15 protein-coding genes are annotated in these 17,812 nt (G+C 70.4%); 7 read left to right on the forward strand and 8 right to left on the reverse strand.

The window, feature by feature from the left end:
* Positions 1 to 9 precede the first annotated feature (9 nt).
* The 6 genes from ACIA8R_RS03280 to ACIA8R_RS03305 all read right to left on the reverse strand — a co-directional run bounded on the left by ACIA8R_RS03280 (position 10) and on the right by ACIA8R_RS03305 (position 5,799).
* A complete protein-coding gene (locus ACIA8R_RS03280; protein ID WP_357692865.1) occupies positions 10 to 582 on the reverse strand; it encodes an ATP/GTP-binding protein in 573 nt (190 codons plus the stop codon).
* Positions 563 to 925 (reverse strand): DUF742 domain-containing protein, encoded by a 363-nt coding sequence (locus ACIA8R_RS03285; protein WP_364083067.1) that lies wholly within the window; start codon positions 923 to 925, stop codon positions 563 to 565. The genes ACIA8R_RS03280 and ACIA8R_RS03285 overlap by 20 nt, the downstream gene beginning before the upstream one ends.
* Positions 922 to 1,329, reverse strand: coding sequence for a roadblock/LC7 domain-containing protein (locus ACIA8R_RS03290; protein ID WP_357692861.1), 408 nt, complete (start codon positions 1,327 to 1,329; stop codon positions 922 to 924). Before ACIA8R_RS03290 ends, ACIA8R_RS03285 begins: the two co-directional genes overlap by 4 nt.
* Complete coding sequence (locus tag ACIA8R_RS03295) at positions 1,326 to 3,437, reverse strand: nitrate- and nitrite sensing domain-containing protein (RefSeq protein ID WP_357692859.1); 2,112 nt, start codon at positions 3,435 to 3,437, stop codon at positions 1,326 to 1,328. The genes ACIA8R_RS03290 and ACIA8R_RS03295 overlap by 4 nt, the downstream gene beginning before the upstream one ends.
* A gap of 164 nt (positions 3,438 to 3,601) precedes the next feature.
* The gene (locus ACIA8R_RS03300; RefSeq protein WP_397036274.1) at positions 3,602 to 4,459 is read right to left on the reverse strand and encodes a PrsW family intramembrane metalloprotease; all 858 of its coding nucleotides are present in this window, start codon (positions 4,457 to 4,459) and stop codon (positions 3,602 to 3,604) included.
* On the reverse strand, positions 4,456 to 5,799 hold the full coding sequence (locus ACIA8R_RS03305) for a hypothetical protein (protein WP_397036275.1): 1,344 nt from the start codon (positions 5,797 to 5,799) through the stop codon (positions 4,456 to 4,458). The genes ACIA8R_RS03300 and ACIA8R_RS03305 overlap by 4 nt, the downstream gene beginning before the upstream one ends.
* Before the next feature lie 230 nt (positions 5,800 to 6,029).
* Between ACIA8R_RS03305 and ACIA8R_RS03310 the strand changes: the two genes are divergently transcribed.
* The 3 genes from ACIA8R_RS03310 to ACIA8R_RS03320 all read left to right on the forward strand — a co-directional run bounded on the left by ACIA8R_RS03310 (position 6,030) and on the right by ACIA8R_RS03320 (position 8,512).
* A complete protein-coding gene (locus ACIA8R_RS03310) occupies positions 6,030 to 6,248 on the forward strand; it encodes a hypothetical protein (protein ID WP_357692853.1) in 219 nt (72 codons plus the stop codon).
* 9 nt (positions 6,249 to 6,257) lie between these two features.
* Positions 6,258 to 7,757, forward strand: coding sequence for an SPFH domain-containing protein (locus tag ACIA8R_RS03315; protein ID WP_357692851.1), 1,500 nt, complete (start codon positions 6,258 to 6,260; stop codon positions 7,755 to 7,757).
* A gap of 107 nt (positions 7,758 to 7,864) precedes the next feature.
* Positions 7,865 to 8,512: a hypothetical protein gene (locus ACIA8R_RS03320; protein WP_364083054.1), complete on the forward strand. Its 648-nt coding sequence runs from the start codon at positions 7,865 to 7,867 to the stop codon at positions 8,510 to 8,512.
* 3 nt (positions 8,513 to 8,515) lie between these two features.
* On the opposite strand, the gene ACIA8R_RS03325 is transcribed toward ACIA8R_RS03320, so the two are convergent.
* Both ACIA8R_RS03325 and wecB read right to left on the reverse strand, forming a co-directional pair.
* Positions 8,516 to 10,552 carry a glycosyltransferase gene (locus ACIA8R_RS03325; protein WP_357692847.1) on the reverse strand — a complete coding sequence of 679 codons (2,037 nt, stop codon included), beginning with the start codon at positions 10,550 to 10,552 and terminating at the stop codon, positions 8,516 to 8,518.
* Positions 10,553 to 10,606: 54 nt separating this feature from the next.
* Positions 10,607 to 11,737: a non-hydrolyzing UDP-N-acetylglucosamine 2-epimerase gene (wecB, locus tag ACIA8R_RS03330; protein ID WP_357692845.1), complete on the reverse strand. Its 1,131-nt coding sequence runs from the start codon at positions 11,735 to 11,737 to the stop codon at positions 10,607 to 10,609.
* A gap of 176 nt (positions 11,738 to 11,913) precedes the next feature.
* Here wecB and ACIA8R_RS03335 point away from each other — a divergent pair, with 176 nt between their 5' ends.
* From ACIA8R_RS03335 to ACIA8R_RS03350, 4 genes are all read left to right on the forward strand, one after another.
* Positions 11,914 to 13,467, forward strand: coding sequence for a glycosyltransferase family 4 protein (locus ACIA8R_RS03335; RefSeq protein WP_357692843.1), 1,554 nt, complete (start codon positions 11,914 to 11,916; stop codon positions 13,465 to 13,467).
* Between the two features lie 115 nt (positions 13,468 to 13,582).
* A complete protein-coding gene (locus ACIA8R_RS03340; RefSeq protein WP_357692841.1) occupies positions 13,583 to 14,845 on the forward strand; it encodes a nucleotide sugar dehydrogenase in 1,263 nt (420 codons plus the stop codon).
* A 19-nt stretch (positions 14,846 to 14,864) separates the two neighbouring features.
* Positions 14,865 to 15,953, forward strand: coding sequence for a glycosyltransferase (locus tag ACIA8R_RS03345; RefSeq protein ID WP_357692839.1), 1,089 nt, complete (start codon positions 14,865 to 14,867; stop codon positions 15,951 to 15,953).
* Between the two features lie 43 nt (positions 15,954 to 15,996).
* Complete coding sequence (locus ACIA8R_RS03350) at positions 15,997 to 17,793, forward strand: DUF4434 domain-containing protein (protein WP_364083046.1); 1,797 nt, start codon at positions 15,997 to 15,999, stop codon at positions 17,791 to 17,793.
* Positions 17,794 to 17,812: the final 19 nt, after the last annotated feature.

The raw sequence follows: 17,812 nt of genomic DNA on the forward strand, positions 1-17,812 counted from the left end.
GGCCGCGCGCTAGTTCGCGGCGGTGAGCGTCCGCAGGGAGTGCTCGACCAGAGTGATCATCACTTCCTTGGCCGAGGCCCTGCGCCGCACGTCGCACAGCATCACGGGGACGTCGTCGTCGAGGTCCAGGGCGATGCGCACATCGTCCACGCTGTGCTGGGCGGTGCCCTCGAAGCAGTTGACGGCGACGACGAACGGCGTGCCGCGCTGCTCGAAGTAGTCCACCGACGGGAAGCAGTCGGTCAGCCGCCGGGTGTCGGCGATCACGACCGCGCCCAGCGCGCCGTAGGACAGCTCGTCCCACATGAACCAGAACCGTTCCTGGCCGGGCGTGCCGAACAGGTAGACGACCAGTCCGTCGCGGATCGTGATGCGGCCGAAGTCCATCGCCACGGTGGTGGTCGTCTTGCCCTCCACGCCGTCGAGGTCGTCGACCCCGATCCCGCGGTCGGAGAGCACCTCTTCCGTGCGCAGCGGCTTGATCTCGCTGATCGACCCGACCAGGGTGGTCTTGCCGACGCCGAACCCGCCCGCGATGAGGATCTTCAGCGCGACGGGGTCCTCAGAGAGCACGGAGTCCATTGATCACTTCCTTGAGAATGCGCTCATTGGAACGCGACCCCGTTGCCGAGGGCGACGTCACCGAGATGAGGCCGTGGTCACGCATGTCGCCGAGCAGCACCCGGACGACGCCTACGGGCAGGTCGAGCTCGACGGCCAGGTCGGCCACGGAGATCGGGCTCCGCGCCGCCCGCAGGATGAGCTGCTGTTCCGGACCGAGGTCGTCCGCCTGGTCGGCGAGCGCGCGCACGGTCGAGACGAGGTCGAAGGCGTCGCCCGACGAACGCGTCCGGCCCCGGATGAGGGCGAAGGGCCGGACGACGGGCCCGGCCTCCTCGTCGTACCAGCGGGGGGCGTCGGTCATGCCGTTCCCGCGCGCGGGTTGGTGGTGATGTGCTGGCCCACCCGCTTGACCAGCATCGCCATCTCGTACGCGATGTGCCCGACGTCGACGTTCGCCTCCGCGATCACGGCCAGGCAGGTGCCCTGTCCGGCCGCGGTGACGAACAGGAACGCGCTCTCCATCTCCACGATGGTCTGGCGCACGTCGCCGCCGCCGAAATGGCGTCCGGTGCCCCGGGCCAGGCTCTGGAAGCCCGCAGCCACGGCCGACAGGTGCTCGGCGTCCTCGCGGGTCAATCCCTTGGAGTACCCGACGGCCAGGCCGTCGGTGGAAAGGATGACCGCCTGGCGGACGGCGGCGACCCTGGTTGCCAGGTCGTCGAGCAGCCAGTTCAGCTCACCGGTGTTGGTGGTTTGCGCAGTCATGCGTCCCCCTTGCTCATGGGCTCCTCCTCAGAGGCTTCTTCTCGGGCACGTTGGGTTCCCCGTTGGAACGCGGAGAACAGGTCGCGTACCTCGTCGGGAGAGCGTTCGGTCTGCGGCTCCGGCTCCGGCGGTTCGTCCTTGAGCTGCGGCGCCAGGTTCGCCTGGCGCACGCGCCTGGGCAGTCCGGCGTGGGTGCCCGAGGTGACCACCGCGAGCGCCTTCTTCGTACGGCTCGGCAGCTCCTGCGGCCGGTCGTCGCCGCCGCCCGCGGTCAGCGCGGCCGGCTCGGTCACCAGCGAGCGGGGGACGAGCACGATGGCCGCGGTGCCGCCGTAGGGCGAGCGGCGGAGCTGGACCTTGACGCCGTGGCGTTCGGCCAGCCTGGCCACCACGAACAGGCCGAGCCGGTCGCTGTCGGCCAGGTCGAACTCGGGCGGCGCGGCCAGCAGCTTGTTGGTCGCGGCGTACTCGACCGCCGACAGCCCGAGCCCCTTGTCCTCGATCTCGATGGCATAGCCGTTGCTGACCAGGTCGCCGCGGATCTGGACCACGGTGTCCGGCGGTGAGTAGATGGTGGCGTTCTCGACCAGTTCGGCCACGAGGTGCGTGAGGTCGGCCGCGGACCCGCCGTCGACAGCGCCGTCCGGCATGGCCTCGACGTTGACCCTCGTGTAGTCCTCGACCTCGGCGACCGCGGCCCGGACGATGTCGATCACGGGCACCGGTCTGCGCCAGGCCCGCGCGGGGGCCGACCCGGACAGGATCATCAGGCTCTCGGCGTGCCGACGCATGCGGGTGGTCAGGTGGTCGAGGCGGAAGAGCTCCTCCAGCCGGTCGGGGTCGTGCGTGCGGCGCTGCATGCCGTCGAGCAGGCCGAGCTGCCGGTGCAGCAGGCCCTGCTTGCGCCTGGCGAGGTTGAGGAAGACCTGGCCGACCCCGCGGCGCAGCGCGGCCTGCCCGACGGCCGCCGTCACCGCCGTGCGCTGCACGGAGGCGAAGGCCCTGCCCACGTCGGTGATCTCCGCCGATCCGCTCACCCTGATGGCCCTGGCCTCCTTCCGCACGTCAACGTCCTCGCCCTTGCGCAGCCTGTCCACGACGTCGGGCAGGCGCACCTCCGCCAGCTCGATCGCGGCGGTGCGCAGCCCGTAGAGCTCGCCCGCCAGGCGCCGACCGAAGCGTACAGAGATGATGATCGACGCGAGCACCGCTATCAACCCGAGGCCGCCCGCGACGGCGATCTTGACGATCGTGCCGGTCGCGCCCTTCGCGGTCCGGGCGGCCAGCGCCTTGGCGGCGGCCGCGCTGTCGCGGTCCAATTCGGTGGTGAGCCGGTCCACCGCGCTCTTCCACGCCTCGGCGTCGGCGGGCGGCGTCCCGGTCTTGACGACCCTGGCCTCCATCGAGGCGAACGTGAGGAACGGCTGGGACGCGAACACCTGCTCGTACGGCCTGCGCAGCGGCACGTCGAGCCCGGCCAGGCCGCGGGCGTGCAGGAACTTCCTGGAGGCGGCGTACTCGGTGAAGGCCGACCGCTCGGGCTCGGTCAGCCGCCTGTCCACCAGGGCGCCGACGATGAGGGCGTGCTCCCTGGCGATGTACTCCCTGGCGCCGCCCATGGCCTGCAACGAGGAGGCCTGCTGGAAGACGCTGAGGTCGGAGACGGAGATCAGGTGGTCGTAGAGCGAGAAGACGGTGTCGAGCACCTGGTTGTAGGCGTCCAGGCCGGCCAGGCGGGAGCTGAGGCCGCCGTCGATGTCGGCGCGGATGGAGCTGAGCCGGTCGAGGTGGGAGGTCAGGGCTTCGAGCGGTATCCGGAGGTCGTCGCCGATCGCGTCGCCCGCCTCGGTGACGGCCTCCTCGAAGTCGGCCGCCGCGCTGTCGGTGCGGGCCCGCTGCGCGCCCAGGTCCTCGGTGAGTTCACGGGTGGTGAGCGCCTCCGCGGAGCGCACCCGTTCGGCCTGGAGCTGTACGCCCAGGTCGGTGGAGGTGACGCCGAGCGTCTCGTAGAGCGTGTCGGCCCGGAGGAGTGACTGTGCGTCGCCCATGGTCAGGTTGAGGACGAAACCCCACAGCGCACTGAGAGACAGGAGGGGTAGCAGCAGCAATAAAAAGATCTTGAACCGAATTGACCGGTTTCGCGAGCCCATGTCCCAACCTCGAGTCGGGGGCATTTCCACACCTTGTGTAAATACACCTCCGGAAGATCGCACAGGAGACTAGCACCGTTTATGGTTCCGGCGCAGTGGGAGGAACAGGATGATTACCGTGATTATTGGGGCCTGATCTCGGTCTCCCGGCGGCCCGCGTGCAGCACCCGCCAGAGCCAGACCAGCGCGACCAGCGAGATCACGATGAGCCCGGCCCAGTCCACCAGCGTGTACACGTGCACCTGCCACTCGCTCACGTGCGGGACCCGGCCGATCCGCAGCAGCTCGAACTGCCAGGCCCGCCCGGTCAGGACCAGCGTGATCGCGATGGCGATGGCGCTCATCGAGTCCCAGAGCGCGTGCAGCAGCGAGACGCCGAGGTAGCACCACACGACGTGCCCGGTGAGGCGTCCGTGGGCGGCGAACAGCACGCCGCCGAGTATCGCGGTCCACAGGCCGTGGCCCACGGGGGCCAGGATGCCCCTCAGGATCTCGGTCTCGACGAGCTGCGCCAGCGACAGGCCGTCGGCGGTGAACAGGGCGTTGAAGGCGTAGCCGGAGCTCTCGAAGGCGGCGAAGCCGAAGCCGACCGTCGCGCCGAGCACCACGCCGTCCTTGGGCGAGCGCCGGACCGCGTGCCGGGTGACGTACATCAGCGCGGCCAGCTTCACACCCTCCTCGATGAGGCCGACCAGCGCGTACATGAGGAGTGAGGGCCTGATCAGCCAGCTCTCCAGCAGCGACGCGCCGAGCACCCCGAGCACGCCGCCGACCACGAACGCCCTGAACTGCAGCTCGACCGTGACCACCGGCGAGCGGTCGCGCCCGTGCGCCCACACCACGAACGTCACCGGGATCAGGAAGCTGCCGAACAGCACGACGGTCGGCACGAGGTTGGAGTTGGCCGTCCAGGCCGTGACGGCGACCGTGGCCGCCCACAGGACCAGGCCGCCCAGGAAGACCCGCAGCCAGGGCCTCACGCGGTGAGTTCCCGCACGGCCCTGCGCGCGGCCACCACCGCCGCGTCGGCGCCGGCCGCCGGTTCGGTGTCCGACCCGGCGATGGCGATCCGGCCGAACCGCCTGCGGGCGACGTCGGCGGGGTAGGGACCGTCGGGGTGGAAGGGGTGCCAGGGCCGGCAGTACGCCACCGGCCGCCCGTGCCCCCAGCGGTGGACGGTGATCGCCTCGATGCCCGTCCGGGGGCCCAGCAGCCGCGTCACCTGGTCGCGCACGCCGTCCGCCAGCCGGTCGTACGGCGTCGCCATCATCTCCCGCCTGCCCGCAGCCGCCCCCGCGACGGGTCCCAGCTCCGACCGGCAGGGCGTGGCCAGCAGGCGCAGCCCTTCGGGAGCGGGCTCGCTCAGGCACCAGAACGCGCCCGTCCACCGGGTGCGGCCGGTCGGCGCCCGTCCGCCGCGCAGCCGTACGGTCGCCTCCAGGACCGGCAGCCGGGCCGCCTGGCCCAACGCCCGCCGCTGCTGCTCGGGCAGGTCGGGCACGAGGTGCGGCACGACCGCGCTCCAGCAGGCCATGATCACCGACTCGGCGCCGACGGTCCTGAGCCGATGCCCGTCGAAGTAGGCGACGACCACGGACGCGTGCCCGTGCCGCACCGACACCACCGGGCTGGACGGCCGCAGCGACGCCCGCCCGGCCCTGAGGCTCCCGGTCAGGGGCCCGGCGGCCGAGGCGTACCGCGAGGGCTTGTCGAGCCCGAGGCCGCCGAACCCCGGATATCCGGCGGCCCAGGCGTCCACCGCGCCGAGCGCCCGGCCGTCGTAGGCCCGCTCGGCGCACGGCAGCGTCCGGCAGAAGCGTTCCGCGTCGGGGTGCGCGCCGCAGACCTCCAGCAGGAACCGGGAGTAGGTCAGCCCGGCCAGGCGCTCCTGCTTGTCCTCCTGCGACAGGCCGGGGAACCAGTCGGGCGGGTCGTCGCGCAACCTGCGCAGGTCGCCGACGGCCCGCGCGGGCAGCGGCAGGTCCTCCAGCCGGCCGGCCGGGACCAGGGTGTCGGCCCCGAAGCTCTCCCTGTCGCACATCACCCGTACGGCCGGGCGCGCGTCGAACCCCGCCGGGCCGCCGTGCTCACCGGGGTCGCGATTGTCCAGCACGAGCACGCGGGCCCCCGGACGTCCGCGCAGCCACTCCTCGGCCGCGCTGAGGCCGCTGCGACCGCCGCCCACCACCACGAGGTCGTAGCTCTCGCCGGTGGGCTCGGGCGGGCCCGCGTGCCGCCAGAAACGGCCGTCGCGCAGCGCGTGCGGCACGGCGACCGCCTGAGCGGTGTCCCCGCGCAGCCCGCCGACCGGTTCCGTCACATTGACAACGGCTTTCGCCGCCGAGCATCCCAGAGCGCTCACCGTTATCCCGTCGAACAAGTCCCGGCGGGAAATGGGCACATCCATCCCGAGGTCGCGCGGATTCATGCTCATGAGGGCGATCATCGGCACTTCGGCCAAAAGCCCCACAGGGGCGCGCAGCGGTTCGAGAAACATTTTGCGTGGCCTATTACCGCGAATGCCCATTTGGAGTAGCGTCCGGAAGAGAAGTGAGCGGGGGGAGCGCGGTGGTCGGCAAGCAGGGCAGGGTCACCGGAAAGATCGGCCCTGGGCTCGTCGGCGAGGTCATGGTCCCGGTCAGGGGCGGGGTGGAGGCCTTCTACGCCCATCCCAGCGTGCCCGACGAGGAGTTCGGCCTCGGAACCATCGTCGTCGTGGTGGAGTACTTCCCCCCGCGGACGGTTTACGTGGCCAGAGCACTCGTCTAGGGAGGGCCGATGTCCCCCGAGGTCTTCATCGTCGCCGCAGCCGTGGTCGTCGCGGTCGTCATCGTGATCCTGCTGTTCAAAGCCGTCTGGCGGGTCGCCGAGCCCAACGAGGCGCTGATCATCTCCGGCCTCGGGGCGCGTCGGCGCGGCGAGGGCGTCGACAGCCTCGGCTTCAAGATCATCACAGGGAAGGGCGCGGCCGTGCTCCCCGGCTTCCAGGCCGCCCGGCGGCTGCGCCTGGACACCAGGGCCGCCAACCTCCAGGTCTCCTGCGTCACCCAGCAGGGCATCCCCGTGCACATCCGCGGCGTGGTCATCTACAAGGTCGGCGACGACCTGTCCTCGATCGCCAACGCCGCCCGCCGCTTCCTCGACCAGCAGGACTTCATGACCAGCGCGATCCACGAGCTGTTCACCGGGCACCTGCGCTCGATCATCGGCAACCTCACCATCGAGGACCTGATACTCAACCGCGAACGCCTGACCAGCGAGACCAGGGCCTCGGCCGCCGACGAGATGAGCAAGCTCGGGCTGATCGTCGACTCGCTGCAGATCCAGGAGATCGACGACGAGACCGGCTACATCGCCAACCTCGGCAAGCCGCACGCCGCCAGGGTCGCCGCCGTCGCCCGCATCGCCCAGGCCCAGCGCGACCAGGAGGCCACGGAGGCCGAGCAGATCGCCGAGGCGAACAAGGCCGCGGCCCAGCGTGACGCGCAGATCAAGCGGGCCGCCTACCAGGCCGAGATCGACCGGGCCCAGGCCACGGCCCGGCAGTCGGGGCCGCTGTCGGAGGCCAGTGCCCGGCAGGAGGTCGTCGTCCAGGAGACCAGGGCCGCCGAGCTGGAGGCCCAGCTCGCCGAGCAGCGGCTCCAGTCGCAGGTGCGCAAGCCCGCCGACGCCAAGGCGTACGAGACCGTCACGCTGGCGCAGGCCGACCGGGACGCCCGGATCGCCCAGGCCCAGGCCGAGGCCCAGGAGACCGAGCTGCGCGCCGGCGCCCAGGCGAGCCAGGTCAAGCTGGCCGCCGCGGCCGAGGCCGAGTCCGTACGGCTGCGCGGCGAGGCGGCCGGTGCGGCCACCAAGATCGCCGGTGAGGCGGAGGCCCAGGCCGCCCAGGCGCGCGGGCTGGCCGAGGCGCAGGCGGCCAGGGCGCTGGGCCTGGCGGAGGCCGAGGCGATCAGGGCGCGGGCCGAGGCGCTGAAGGAGAACCAGGAGGCGGTCATCGCCCAGCAGCTCGCCGAACGCTGGCCGGAGGTCGTCGAGGCGGGCGCGAAGGCGTTCGGGAACGTGGACCACATGGTCGTGCTGAACGGCGCCCAGGGCGTGGAGGAGCTTCTGGCCAAGGCTCTCACGCTCGGCGGCACCGGGCTCGGCCTGGCCAGGGCGCTGCTCGACGGCGGAGGCCGGAACGGCGCCGAACCTCGGAACGGCGCCGAACCTCATGGACGAAGCGGGAACGGCAGCGAACCCGAAATCCCTCGCGAACCCGCTGAATCCCGCGAATAGCGACGTTACTCGGCTCCTTACTCGCCGCCTCCTCTAGCGTTTTCCAAAAAGCCGCTAGAGCAAGGGGAGAATTCGTGCTTAAGGCTATTTCGGGGGTATGTCTGAGCATGATGGTCCTCGCCGGATGTTCCTCCGGCGAGGCCGGTGACCAGGCCGCCGGGTCGGCGCAGCCCTCCGCGTCCTCCTCGGCGGTGGAGGCCGCCAGGTTGCGATCCGCCCTGCTGCCCGTGCCCAAGGGCATGCGCATCGCGTACGGGCCGGAGATGGGGGCGTTCGGCTCGCTCAAGTCCACCCAGGAGGGGCTGGCCGCCATCCAGCAGGCCAAGCTGGAACGTCCGGAGTGCGCCGGGGCCGCCCAGCTCGACGCGGCCAAGCCGGAGGTCGCCCGCGCGCCCGCCGCCGTGATCGCCTTCTCCGCCGCGCGCGGCTCGATCACGCAGGCCGTCGTGTCGATGCCGGAGGCGTCGATGCCCGCGCCGCTGCCGCCGCAGTGCGCCCTGTACAAGGCGACCGTCGAGGGCGCGGACGTGACCTACCGCACCGAGAAGCTGGCCATGCCGGCCAAGGGCGACGAGTCGCGGGCGTACCTGACGACGGCCTCCGGCGGCGACAAGCGCGCCCAGATCGGGTCGGTCGTGATCAGGCGGGCCCACCTGATCATGAGCATGCTCGTCGTCGGCCAGAAGGTGAAGGCGGCCGGCCTGTACGAGCTCGCCCGCCTCGCCGACCAGAACCTGGCCCGCGTCACCCGCTGAGTCTCAGATGAGCACGTGGTCGTCCGGGCGGCCGACGAAGGAGAACTGCGCGTTGCGGGTCAGCTTGATGTGGTCGGCCTGCCAGGTGTGCATGGAGGCGTCGGCGCTGCGCCAGTAGACGAAGTTGAAGCGGTCCGCCGAGTAGATCTTGACGGAGTCCTCCTTCAGCCGGCGTACCAGGTGCGTGTCCTCCCCCCGCGTGATGTCCGCGAAGCCGTACGAGCGGAACATGTCCGCCTTGCCGAGGAACGTGCCGCCCTGGACGAGGAAGGAGTACCGGTGCTCCAGGCCGGGCAGGCGGAGCATGGTGGTGTTGCTCCCCTCGAAGTACGCGTAGTGCGCCCCCTTGCCGACCAGCTCGGCGTCGGAGTAGTCGAACGCGCGCACGAGGTCCGACAGGTAGTGCTCGCCGTAGAGGTTGTCGTCGTCCATCTTGGCGATCAGGTCGCCCTCGGCGGCGGCGATGCCCAGGTTCATGCAGGCGCCGAGTGAGAGCTCCGGGGCGGCGGGCAGGACCACGACGTCCGTGATGCCGGCCATGCGCGCCTTGTCGGCCACGACCACCGGGTCGATGTCCAGCCCGTGCAGGACCATGATCAGCTGTAGCGGCCGGTGCAGCTGCCGGGCCACGGACGAGATCGCGTGCTCGATCTGCGCGGCCCGGTTGGTCGGCAGCACGACCGAGATCGAACGCGACCGGGGCGCGGTGGCGTGGCCGAGATTCTGCAGGATCTGGTCCACCCGGTGCGAGAACAGGTGCTTGTCGAAGACCTCCCGCATGGCCAGGTGGCCCATCCTGGCCCGCAGCTCGGGGCTGTTGATCAGGTGCAGCACCTGGTTGTACGACTCGACCGGCTCCCGCGCGATCGGGATCAGCCCGCCGAACGTCTCCTCGATCGCCCGCGACCACCCCGTCACCACCGGGGTCGCGCACGCGGACAGCTCGAAGACGCGGCGGGCGCACATGGTCGGCGAGTCGAGCACCGAGTTGACGTTGAGGAAGACCTTGTACATCCGGTACGCGGCCAGCATCTGGTCGTAGGGCAGCTCGCCCACGATGTGCGGCCGGTACTTCTCCGGCCAGGCGTACTTCTCGTCCACCTCGCCGTTGCGGGCGAAGATGTGCAGGCCCAGCTCGCGCACCGGGTCGAGCACGGTCTCCATCTGCTCGCGGCGCTCGGGGTGCTTGTCGCGGAAGTACATGCCGGCGAAGACGACGTCGTGCAGGCGGCCCTGCTTCTGCTGGATCGGGTTGTGCACCCGCGGCTGGGCGGCGAACTGCAGCACGTCGACCCGGTCGTGGCCCAGCACCTCGCGGTACTTCGGCACCATGTCGCCGTCACAGGTGAACACGTAGTCGAACAGCTTGGCCGTGTCGATGAAGAAGTCGAAGTTCGGCGGGTCCTCCTTGTTCCAGAAGACCGTCGGGATGCCCTCGGAGCGGCACCAGGCGACCAGGTCGCGCAGCGGGTCCTTGGGGGCGTTCGTGCCGGTCATCTGGTAGCGCCAGCGGCCCTGGTTGCCGTGCCAGGCCGACTCGCAGAACAGCAGGTCGGGGCGCTTCTCGGCGAAGATCTCCGGCCAGTCCTTGAGGCCGAACTCGATCTGGTCCCACTCGTACCTGAAGGCCATCCTGGAGAAGTCGTCCAGGATCACCGCGACCTTGAGGTCGGGGCGGTTGACCGGGCCGAGCGGCCACTTCGCCGTGGGCACCTCGACCAGCGGGGGCCGGTGGTTGGCCAGCTCGACGGCCTCGGTGACCGGCATGGGCGGTTTGGGGGCCCTGTCCTTCGACCTGACCGCCTCGACGATCTTCCCCGGGCTCTTCGAGCCCAGGGCCTCGCCCAGCTTGAACGTGCGCTTGGCCTGGGTGGCCTCCAGCTTCCAGCCGGCGTACGCGGCCTTGGCCTCGGCGATCTCCAGCCGCCGCCGCAGCTCCCTGACCTCGGTCTCGTACCGCTCGACGAGCTTGCGCTCCTCGGGCAGCCAGTTGACGGGACCCAGTCGCTGGAATGCGGGGGGCTCAGGGTTTTCGGCCATGGTGATACGCCTATCGCTCAGCGGAGGTATGTCATAGTACGGCGGATTCAGCCGCTATTCGGGGCGTTTGGCCTGGGAAGCAGGGGCCAGGTTGTCGCCCTTCAGCCACGCCGCGATCACCGTCGCGATGCGCGGACCGGCCTTGCCGTCCCACATCACCGGCAGCTCGCCGGCCGGTGTGGCGGCCCCGTCGGCGAGCGCCTTCTCCGCCGCGGCGGGCAGCAGCGCGGGCGTGACCAGGCGGTTCGTGCCGTGCGTGATCGTGATCGGCCGCTCGGTGTTGGGCCGCAGCGTCAGGCAGGGGACGCCCAGCATGGTCGTCTCCTCCTGCACACCGCCGGAGTCGGTGACGACCAGCGCCGCGCCCCGGACGAGTGAGAGGAAGTCCACATAACCCAGCGGCTCGATGACCTTGATCGTGTCACCGTCCACCAGGCCCGCCTCGGCCAGCCGCGCCTTGCCGCGCGGGTGCACCGGCACCACGACCGGCGTCCGCCGCGACACCTCCAGCACGGCCTCGACCAGCTCCCTGGCGGCCTCGGCCGTGTCCACGTTGGCCGGGCGGTGCAGGGTCGCCACGGCGTACCGGGCCGGCAGGCCCAGCCGCGCCACCACGGGCGCCGGGTCCAGCGAGGGCAACGCGGCGAACAGGCTGTCGATCATCGGGTTGCCCACCAGATGCACCTTCGCGGGCGGAACGCCCTCCGACGCCAGGTAGGCCAGGGCCTCGGGCGAGGTGACGAACAGCAGGTCGGCCAGCGCGTCGGTGACGACCCGGTTGACCTCCTCGGGCATGCCCCGGTCGAACGAGCGCAGCCCGGCCTCGACGTGCGCGGTCCTGATGCCGAGCTTGGCGGCGACCAGGATCGCGGCCAGCGTCGAGTTCACGTCGCCGTAGACCACGACGAGGTCGGGCTCCTGGGCGACGAAGACGTCCTCCAGGCCCACGAGCAGGGCCGCGGTCTGCCTGGCGTGCGTGCCGGAGCCCACCGCCAGGTTGGCCACCGGCTCGGGCAGCCCGAGGTCGGCGAAGAAGACGTCCGACATCAGCGCGTCGTAGTGCTGCCCGGTGTGGATGATGCCCTGCCGTACGCCGAGTTCACCGAGTGCACGCACCACCGGGGCCGCTTTCACGAAATTGGGACGAGCACCCAAAACGTGCAGGACCAGGGGGTTCTCCCTCATTGACCTCGCCTTTCATAGCGGAAGGGAAAAAACGCTGCCTATGGTACGGTCCCAGCGTGGCATCCGACGCCAGTCGTCAAGACTCCTCCAAGGTTTCCGCGAAGTCCGCCCGGGCCGGCGTCGGGGGACTTCTCAAAGGCTTCGTCCAGCACCCCGTCATCGTTTCCCGCGTCGTCGTGACGAAGGTCAAGTCCGACCCCGTCCGCGTGGCGCAGGCAGCCGCCGACGCGCTCCCGCCCAAGCTCCGCCCGATCGTCGGCAGCGTGGCCTGGCCCGCCGCCCGTGGCGCCCGGCGCATGGTCCGCAAGCTCGGCATGCGCATGATCAAGGCGCCGTGGAACGAGGCCAAGGCCCACTGGGACGCCGGCCGGGTCTCCGAGGCCGCCGACGTGCTCGACGCGCACACGAAGTACCCCTTCGTCAAGCGCAGGGCCGCCTACTACCGCGGTGAGCTGGCCGCCATCAGCCCCGACCCGATCCCGCCCGCGCCGAAGATCGCCATCGGTGAGCGCGTCGCGGGTCGCGTGCTGCACCTGGTCACCAACGCGCTGCCGTACACGCAGGCCGGTTACACCGTGCGCACCCACCGGATCGTCTCCTCCCAGAAGGCGGCCGGGCTCGACCCGCACGTGGTGACGAGCTGGGGCTGGCCGATGCTCCAGGGCCACGCCGACGCGCCCCCGCACGAGGAGATCGACGGCATCCCGTACTACCGCCTGCTGCCCGACGGGCACGGCGAGGTGCCGTTCGAGATGCGCGGCCGCATGGTCAAGGGCGCCGAGGGCGTCACCCGCCTGGTCGAGCAGCTGCGGCCGCAGGTCCTGCACGCCGCCACCGACCACCGCAACGGCTCGGTCGCCCACGCCGTCCGCGACCGGACCGGCACCCCCTTCGTCTACGAGGTACGCGGCTTCCTGGAGGAGACGTGGGCCTCGCGCGACCCGATCCGGGTCGGCAGCCAGCGGCACGTGCTCCAGCGCGAGCGCGAGGCGTTCCTCATGCGCGAGGCCGACGCGGTCGTCACGCTGGCCGAGACGATGGCCACGGAGATCGTCGAGCGGGGCGTGCCCAGGGAGCGCATCCACCTGGCGCCCAACGCCGTCGACGACACCCTGCTGTCGGCCCACTACGACGGCGCGTCCTTCCGCGACGCGTACGGCATCGCCCCCGGCGAGATCGTGGTCGGCTCGGTGTCCAGCATCGTGGCCTACGAGGGCTTCGCGACCCTGCTGCGCGCCGCCGCGCTGCTGCGCGACGAGCGCACGCCGGTGCGGGTGCTCATCGTGGGCGACGGCGCCGAGCGGGAGAACCTGCTCGCCCTGGTCGAGGAGCTCGGGCTGCGCGACGCCGTCCTGCCCGGACGGGTCGGCCCCGACGAGGCGCTGCAGGCCCAGGACGCCATCGACATCTTCGCCTGCCCGCGCGAGGACCTGCGGGTCTGCCGGCTCGTCACGCCCCTGAAGCCCGTCGAGGCGATGGCGCTCGGCAAGCCGGTGGTGCTCAGCGACCTGCCCGCGCTGTCGGAGCTGGTCGGCTCCGACGGGGCCGGCCTGCTGGTCCCGGCGGGCGACCCGGCCGAGCTGGCCAAGGCGATCGCCGGCCTCCGCGAGGACCCGGCCAGGCGCTCGGAGATGGGCGAGGCCGGACGGGCCGAAGTCGCGGCGAAGCGGACGTGGAGTCGCGTTGCCGAGACTTATCAAGCTCTATACCGATCGCTTGCCGAAAGATGACCTCCACGTTGCCTGTACGTTGTGACGGGTTCGGTCGCATTAGGCGTGAGCTAGGTGGACTTGAGATAACCTTTGCGACCATGAAGTGTTGTTTCCGGCTCTCGAAGGCACTGCTGTGACAGAAATCGACTTGGCTGTCATCGGCCTGGGCTACGTCGGCATGCCGCTCGCGAAGGAAGCGGTCGCCGCCGGGCTCCGGGTCGTCGGCGTGGACGTGGACCCCCGGAAGGTCGACGCGCTCAACGCCGGGCAGTCCTACATCGATGACCTGACCGACGCTGACCTCGATCACATGCTGGCGAACGGATTCAGCGCGACGCTGGACGAGTCCGTGCTGGCCAGAAGCAACACGATCGTCATCTGCGTTCCCACCCCGCTGGACGAGGACCACCGTCCCGACCTGTCCGCGGTCGAGGGCGCGACCCAGACCGTCGCCCGCAACCTCAGCAAGGGCACGCTCGTCGTCCTTGAGTCGACCACCTGGCCCGGCACCACCGACGAGGTGGCCCGCCCGCTGCTGGAGCAGTCGGGCCTAGCCGCCGGCGTGGACTTCCACCTGGCCTTCTCGCCCGAGCGCATCGACCCGGGCAACCCGAAGTTCGGGCTCAAGAACACCCCGAAGGTCGTGGGCGGCTACACGCCGGTCTGCCGCGACCGGGCGACGGCGTTCTACAAGCAGTTCATCGAGCAGGTGGTGCCGGTCAGCGGCACCCGCGAGGCCGAGATGGCCAAGCTGCTGGAGAACACCTACCGGCACGTCAACATCGCCCTCGTCAACGAGATGGCGATCTTCTGCGACGAGCTCGGCATCAACCTGTGGGAGTCGATCGAGGCCGCGGCCACCAAGCCGTTCGGCTTCCAGAAGTTCCTGCCGGGGCCGGGCGTCGGTGGTCACTGCATCCCCGTGGACCCCTCGTACCTGTCGTACACCGTGCGCAAGCTCGGGTACCCGTTCAGGTTCGTGGAGCTGGCCCAGGAGATCAACGAGCGCATGCCGTCCTACGTGGTGGCCCGCGTCCAGCGACTGCTGAACAGACATAAGAAGCCCGTGAACGGCGCCCGAGTGGTTATGCTCGGCGTCACGTACAAACCGGATATCGCCGACGAACGGGAAACTCCGGCTCTGCCTGTGGCGCGTGCGCTGCTGGAGCTGGGGGCCGAGCTCTCGTTCGCCGATCCGTACGTCAAGGAGTGGTCGGTCGACGGTACTCCGGTGCCACGGGAAGAGAACCTGACCGAGGCCGTGGTCAACGCCGACGTGTCGCTGCTGTTGCAGCAGCACGCCGCGTTCGATCTGGCCATGGTCGAGGCTAAGGCCAAGCTCGTGCTGGACACCCGCGGTGTGCTCACCGAGGGTGAACGCGTCGAGCGGCTGTAGCGACGGAGGGCTGCGCGCAGTGCACGTGCTCGTCATGACGGTGGTGCATAACCCCGAGGACGCGAGAATTCTGCATCGGCAGATCCGTGCCCTCGTGGATGCCGGTCATGAGGTCACGTATGCCGCCTCTTTCACGGCGCACGGGGTCGTACCGCGTCCATGGGTCAACGGGGTCGATCTGCCCAGGGCCGCCCAGCGCAAACGCATGGCGGCCGTCTGGGCTGCCCGGCGGCTGTTCAAGCGCATGCGGAACAAGGTCGACCTGGTCCTGATCCACGACCCCGAGCTGCTGTTCGCGGTCTGGGGCGTGCGCAACCGGCCGCCCGTGGTGTGGGACGTGCACGAGGACACCCCGGCGACGCTCTCGCTCAAGCCGTGGCTGCCCTCGTTCCTGCGCCCGCCGGTGCGCTTCTTCGCCCGCATGCTGGAGGGCACGGCCGAGCGGCACATGAACCTGCTGCTGGCCGAGACCGCCTACGCGGGCCGGTTCAAGCACGCCCATCTGATCGTGCCGAACGAGACGTGGGTGCCGGACTCGGTGACGCCTCCGGGCGACGACCGGGTGGTCTATCTCGGATGGTTGTCGCGGGCGCGCGGCGTGTTCGAGGCCGTCGAGGTGGCCAAGCTGCTCCAGCCGTACCGGGTGGCGGTGGAGTTGATCGGGTACGCCGATCCGCAGAGCCGTCCCATGCTCAACCAGGCCGTCGCCGACGGCCTGCTGGAGTGGCGCGACTTCATGCCCAACGACGAGGCGCTCAAGCGGCTCGACGGTGCGCTGGCCGGGCTGTCGCTGTTGCACGACGAGCCCAATTACCGGCACTCGATGCCCACCAAGATCATTGAGTACATGGCGCACGGCATCCCGGTCATCACGACGCCGTCGCCGCGCGCGGTCGAGCTGGTGGAGCGGTACGACAGCGGGGTCGTGGTGCCCTGGGAGGACCCCAAGGCCGTCGCGCAGGCGGTGCTGACGCTGCGGGACGACGTGCGCGAACGGCGGGCGCAGGGCGCTCGCGGTTACGCGGCGGCCCGCGCGAACCACCACTGGCCGAACTCTGCCAAGCGGTTCGTGTCCCAGCTTGAGGCATGGGCCGGTATCACGCGATAGCGGTTTATCTCTGGCAGATCACGAGAGCGGTAGGTTCCTGAACGTGCGATGGCTCTTCCTGCTCGTGGGCGCAGCCGTCCTGGCCGTGGTCGCGGTGGTGATCATCCTTTTCCCGTCGTCGTCCGAGCGGCCGGTCGCGTCCTCGTCGAGCACGCCGAAGCCGTCCAGGACGGTGTCGAAGCCGCCGCCGCCGAAGGTCAAGGAGTTCACCGACCCCTGTGGAACGTTCGACACCACCACCAAGAACTTCTACGCCGTCACCGGCTACTGGATCACGCCGAAGTCGAACCCCTGCACCTGGCGTCACCAGCTCCAGGAGATCCACCGCGCCGGCGGCGACACGATCATCAGGATCGGGTACGGCCTGCAGTTCCGCGGCGTCTCCGACACCGGCGAGGTGCTGGCGAAGGACGGCTCGCTCGACCCGCTGTACAAGGCGTGCGAGGAAGACGGCCTGAGCTGCCGCGACGCGCTTGAGCAGGACCTGAGGAAGGCCAACCCCGGCAACCGGGTCGGGCGCACGTACGTCTACCGCACCGACGAGGCGTTCGGCGACGACCTGTTCCGCTGCCCCAAGATGGAACACCGGGTCAAGGTCGGCGACCGGATCTACTACCGCATGGTCACCCCGCCCGACGGCTCCGACGACTCCACCTGCGACTTCAGCAAGAAGGCCACCTCCTACGACATGATCCTGGTGGCCGGCTCGGCCAAGGACAGCCTGAAGGAGCTGCTCGATCTGGCCGACCAGTTCGGCATGCGGGTGTTCCCCGCGCTGCCGCTCGCCCCGCGCGACCCCGCGACGCCGACCAGGGCGAACAAGCGGCACATCGGCACCCTCACCACGCTGACCCGGCGCATCCTCCAGGACTACGGCGTGCGCTTCGCCGACCGGCAGGCGCTGGGCGGCGTCTACCAGCCGTTCGAGGTGCAGATGGGCGCCACGCTGGCCACCAATCCCACCCTTGAGGTGTACGCCGACCAGCACCGGATCGTGGAGCAGGAGCTGGGCAAACCGATCCTGATCAGCCCGTACCTTGACGCACGCAAGCGGGTCGGCTTCGGCCAGACGCCGGCGCAGGTGGCCGAGGCGTTCAAGGCGCTGGCAAGGACCGGTGTCGGCATCATCGCCCCGCAGGACAGCCGCGGGACGGGCAAGGTCGGCCTGTTCTGGCCGGACGAGCGCGACACCGAGGTGGACGACCGGCTGCGTCCGGTAGTGGGCGAGGCCGCGTACGGCACCGCGTACCACGGCTCGACCCGCGACTACTACCGGGAGATGGCCAAGGCGCGCGACGAGATGCTCCAGGCCGGTCACGAGGTGGAGCTGTGGGCGAACGTGGAGGCGTTCGAGCCGTCCGGCAAGCAGCCGTGCGCCCCGCAGGGCACCCGCGGCCAGACCGACAAGAAGCGCCTCGACCAGGCCGTCACGATGGCCGGCCGGTACGTCCAGAAGATCGTCTCCTACATGTGGAGCGACTTCATGACCTGCGGCGACCCCTCGCTCCAGGACGAGATCGCCTCCGACTGGCAGCGCCCGATCGCCGTGGACGCCATCAGGCGGCCCCGCGACCCCCAGGACGGCGTCGAGGTGCGCGGCTACAACCTCGACGGCAGCACGGTCCTGCTCGAATGGTCCGGCGGCACCAAGGAGCTGGTGGTCTCGGCCGTCGGCTGGCTGGACAAGGACCCGCTGGACGAGCACCCCGCCCGGATGGCGACGGCCTGGGTGCCGTTCGACTGGACCCAGGTGCCGCCCGGGGAATGGGTCAAGATAGGGATCAAGGGGGCGTCGGGTAAGCAGGCCACGACGCCGCTCCACGTACGCATATCCGCATAGGGCAGACGGGACTCCGTGT

This window comes from Nonomuraea sp. NPDC051191, assembly GCF_044455665.1.
GTDB lineage: Bacteria > Actinomycetota > Actinomycetes > Streptosporangiales > Streptosporangiaceae > Nonomuraea.